This is a genomic window from Corallococcus sp. 4LFB (assembly GCF_046520365.1).
GTDB lineage: Bacteria > Myxococcota > Myxococcia > Myxococcales > Myxococcaceae > Corallococcus > Corallococcus caeni.
In genome coordinates, this window is the sequence record NZ_JBKGHJ010000633.1 from 1 (window position 1) to 4,054 (window position 4,054).

Below are 4,054 nucleotides of genomic sequence, written 5' to 3' on the forward strand. Positions count from 1 at the left end.
CGCTTCGCCCGGCCCACGTCGGCGCGGGCCCGCATCAGCGCGGCCACCAGCAGCTCCCGCTGCCGGGGCCCGAGCGCCGGGTTGGAGCGGCGCCACAGCCGCCCAGCCACCACCAGGTAGCGTCCATCCGGGGTGGTGGGGGGCGGCGGCTTCGTCACTGCTGGGCGGGATACAGGAAGCGCAGGAGGTCGCCGAAGCGCGCGCTCCACGCGGCCTCGTTGTGCTGGCCTCCCTCCACCACCGTGTACTTGAGGTCGCTGTCCAGCACCCAGCCCTTGGCCACCAGTGCATTGCGCAGCGCCTGGGCATCCGCCACCGTCTCCGCCTGGCTGCCGGAGCCCTCGTTGGTGCCGATGTCCTCCCAGATGCGCAGCGCGGGCTTCGTGGTCAGCGCGTTCACCTCCGAGAGGATTTCCCGGTCCGCCCACCACACCGACGGCGACACCACGCCCAGGCGGCTGAAGACGTCCGGGTGCTTGAGCCCCAGCGACATGGACACCAGCCCACCCAGCGACGAGCCCGCGAGCCCGGTGAACTCCGCCTCCGGCTTCGTGCGGAACTCCGCGTCGATGCGCGGCTTCAGCTCCTGGATGAGGAACTGGCCGTACTCGTCCGCGCGGCCCGCGTCCGGGTACTCCGGCGGGAAGGGCACGGGCGTGTACTCCGCGATGCGGTCGCTGGTGTTGTAGACGCCCACGATGATGAGCGGCTCCACCTGGCCGGACTCCACCAGCGCCTGCGCCGTCTCATCCACGTTCCACTCGCCGGCGAACGCGGTGCTCACGTCCATCAGGTTCTGGCCGTCATGCATGTAGAGCACCGGATAGCGGCGCGCGGTGTCCGCCTCGTAGCCGGGCGGCAGCCAGACGATGACGTCGCGCGGCTTGAGCGTGGGGTCCGCGGGCACGACGTTGCGCAGGTAGCGCACGTCGCCGGTGAGCGGCGGGGGCGGCGGGGGCGTGGTGAGGTCCGCCCAGCCCTTGACCACCACGGGCACGCGCTCGAAGCCGCCGCCGGTGGTGAAGGTGTGGTTGGCCACCTCCGCGCCCGTGTCGCTCTTCTCCACCGTCTCCCACGAGCCGCGCGTCACCTTGAACTCCAGACCCGTACCCATGGCGAAGGTGACGGCGCCAGCGTAGGCGTTGTCCACGGCCTTGTAGAGCTCCACCTCCGCGCCATTCCAGTTCCCCAGTTCCGGCTGGTTTCCGGACAGCCACACCTTGGCCTCCACCGGCGTGATGTCCGGCACCTGGACGATGAACACGGTCCTCGCGCCTGTCTGCCCCCCCTCCGCGCCGAAGCGCTCCACCGTGAGGGCGACATTCTCCTCGTTCTCATGGACGGTGACGGTGCGCTCGGCTTCCGGCACCCCCTGCGCGTCCAGCGCCACCTGGGCCGTGGGCGCGGTCATCCGCACCGCGTAGGTGAAGGCGGTGTCCTTGGGCAGCCGGGCCTTCAGGCTGAACACGCGGCCGCCCTGATAGACGAGCTCCAGGCCCCGCCCGTCCGTGCCGCTGAACGTGGCGCTGGGGCCGGTGAGGAAGAGCTCCGCGTTGGCCGGCGTCTCCGGCGGCACGGTGAGGTCGAACTGCACGTCGGAGAACAGCTGTTCGACGGGCTTCGGGTCGTCGGACCTGCAGCCCCAGAGGGCCGTCAGCGCCAGGACGAGCAACAGGGGGGGCCGCGAGGGCCGGAAGGACGACAACGCCATGGATGGGCCTCCGGGGGCGCGAAGACAGGCCCCCTCGTGAAGGCACACCCTAGCAGCGCGCCCCGACACCTTCAGGCGGGCCCGGACGACCCGGACGTCCGGTGTAAGCCATCCCCGGAGGCAGGCACTTGGCAGTGGGTGGACAGTGCCTACCTTGCGCCGCGCACCGGGGGGCGGGACGCATACCGCCACCCCCCCTCGAGCGAAGGAGTCGTACCGCATGAAGAAGCTGACCCTGCTGGCCTTGACGCTGGGCGCCCTGTCCGTGGGCACGGGCTGTCACCGCAACACTCGCGAGGCCGCCAAGGACGACATGGAGGAGACCGGCGACAAGGCCAAGGACAAGGCCGAGGACGCCGCCGACGCCACGGGCGACGCCATGGAGAATGCCGGCGACAAGGTCGAGGACGCGACCGACAACTAGTCCGCCGCCCTCGGGCGCGGAAAGGCAGACGCAAGCACCCCGGATGCCGGCTCCCTTCGCGGTGCCGGCCTCCGGGGTGTTGTCATTCATGGACGGTGGAGCCGCCCGGACTACGACTACGGGGGGAAGTTCGCCGCGAAGTCCTGGAGGCTCGAGTCCAGGCTGTTCAGCTGGGCGGTGCCCTGCGTCGTGTCGCGATCCGAGACGGTCTTGCCGGGCAGGGAGGGGAGGCTGGGGCAGGACAGCGCGCCGTGGATGGCCTGGGCGTAGCCGTTGGTGGTGATGGCGCTCGCCATGCTGGAGAACGCGGACACCGTCACGCGGCCGGCCGTGCTGACCGTGTTGGAGCTGCTGGTGTTCGAGGACGTGGTGTACACGCCATCCGCGTCAGCTGGCTGGAGCCGGAGGCGCTCTGGTTGAGGGGGACCAGGGACGCCGTGGTGAGGGCGGTGGCGCTCAGGGGTACAGCTGGTGCGCGTAGAGCGCGACCTCGTCGCGCAGGTGCGGGGCCGCCTTGGGGACCTCCTCCACCAGGTCGTACTCGCCCTCGCCGTGCTGCTCGTTGAGCTGCGTCACGACGGCGTCCAGCTCACCGCTCACGTGCACGACGTCGCTGTCCGACGTGATGCCCGGGGACACGGTGAGGCCGCACTCCTTGCCGTCCGCGCAGTCCAGGCCGATGTCATAGGCCTGGGTGGCCAGCGGCTGGCCCTTCGCGTCCTCCAGGACCCGCTTCTGCGCCCAGCCCGTGTCCCAGGGCTTGTCCAGCGCGCCAAAGACCTTCACGTGGGAGATTTCACCCGCCTTCGGCGTCACCTCCACGCCCGCGTTGGGGCTGTTCTTCCCGTCGTAGGAGACGAGCCTCGTGGACCCGGGCAGGTCCTCCTCCTGGTCCGTCCACGGGATGCGCGCGGTCAGCTCGCCGTCCTCCAGGCTCACGTCGAGGAGGGCGGCGACCGCGGGAGGCTCCTCCCCTTGCGCGGCCTGGGCCGGCGCGGCCAGCAGCCCTCCAAGCGCGAAGGAGGAGACGGTCAGCGAACGCAGCCAGGATGGAACGAGGCCTGTCGGGCCTCGCGAGGAGTGACGGGGCATGGGGAGTCCCTTCCGGAGAACGAGGGCTGCCCTCCGACACGGGGAGGCCGGAGGGCGGACCCCGTCAGAGCAGGCCCCGCCGGGGGTGGTGCGGAGGGCTGCAGGCCGGGGGGACGTCGCTGCGCGTCCCGGCGCAGGTGCTGTGGCCGGGCTGGGGCATGAGCACGGGCTTCACCAGGCCGCCCGGCCGCCGGATGCCCACGTGCTGGGCAAGGCCCGGTGCGGCATCGCCGTGCTAGAAGGCACGGGTGCTTTCCGCCCTTCCCGGTCCGCGCCTGGCGGCAGCCGCGCGGGCGTCGCGCGGCTCGCGTTCGAGCGCTCCGGTCCCCGCACCGTGGTGCGCACCGCGCTGGCGCACAGCCCCCTGCGGCTGCTCACGCCGCGCAACCACGGTCACGCGGCGTGGGCCTATACCAGCTCCTTCGGTGGAGGGCTGGTGGACGGGGACCACCTGCGGCTGGAGGTGGACGTGGCGGACGGGGCCTCGGCGCTGCTCGCGACCCAGGGGGCCAACCGCGTCTATCGCTCGCCCAATGGCTGCCGCAGCGACCTGCTCGCGCGCGTGGGGCGGGACGCGCTGCTGGCGTGGGTGCCGGACCCCACCGTCTGCTTCGCCGCCGCCCGCTATTCACAGACGTTGGACGTGACGCTGGCGCCGGGCGCGTCGCTGGTGCTCGCGGACGTGGTGACGGCGGGACGCAGCGCGCGGGGCGAGCGCTGGGCCTTCCTGCACTACGCCTCGCGCCTGCGCGTCGCGCGGGAAGGGCGCGCGCTGGTGGATGAGCGGTGGGTGCTGGACCCCGCGCACGGCGCGCTGCCGGAGCGGC

Annotated in this window: 5 protein-coding genes; 2 read left to right on the forward strand and 3 right to left on the reverse strand. The window is 72.1% G+C overall.

The annotated features are described in order from the left end of the window. Positions 1-154 precede the first annotated feature (154 nt). Positions 155-1,711, reverse strand: coding sequence for an alpha/beta hydrolase-fold protein (locus ACLEQD_RS38450; RefSeq protein WP_410390814.1), 1,557 nt, complete (start codon positions 1,709-1,711; stop codon positions 155-157). Positions 1,712-1,931: 220 nt separating this feature from the next. Between ACLEQD_RS38450 and ACLEQD_RS38455 the strand changes: the two genes are divergently transcribed. After that, positions 1,932-2,135 (forward strand): YtxH domain-containing protein, encoded by a 204-nt coding sequence (locus ACLEQD_RS38455; protein ID WP_410390815.1) that lies wholly within the window; start codon positions 1,932-1,934, stop codon positions 2,133-2,135. A 116-nt stretch (positions 2,136-2,251) separates the two neighbouring features. Here ACLEQD_RS38455 and ACLEQD_RS38460 read toward each other — a convergent pair whose 3' ends face one another. Continuing rightward, on the reverse strand, positions 2,252-2,512 hold the full coding sequence (locus ACLEQD_RS38460) for a hypothetical protein (protein WP_410390817.1): 261 nt from the start codon (positions 2,510-2,512) through the stop codon (positions 2,252-2,254). Between the two features lie 79 nt (positions 2,513-2,591). Next, positions 2,592-3,227, reverse strand: a complete 636-nt coding sequence (locus ACLEQD_RS38465) for a hypothetical protein (protein WP_410390818.1) — start codon at positions 3,225-3,227, stop codon at positions 2,592-2,594. A gap of 334 nt (positions 3,228-3,561) precedes the next feature. On the opposite strand from ACLEQD_RS38465, the gene ACLEQD_RS38470 reads away from it, so the two are divergent. After that, a partial coding sequence (locus ACLEQD_RS38470; RefSeq protein WP_410390820.1) for an urease accessory protein UreD occupies positions 3,562-4,054 on the forward strand: 493 nt, incomplete at its 3' end.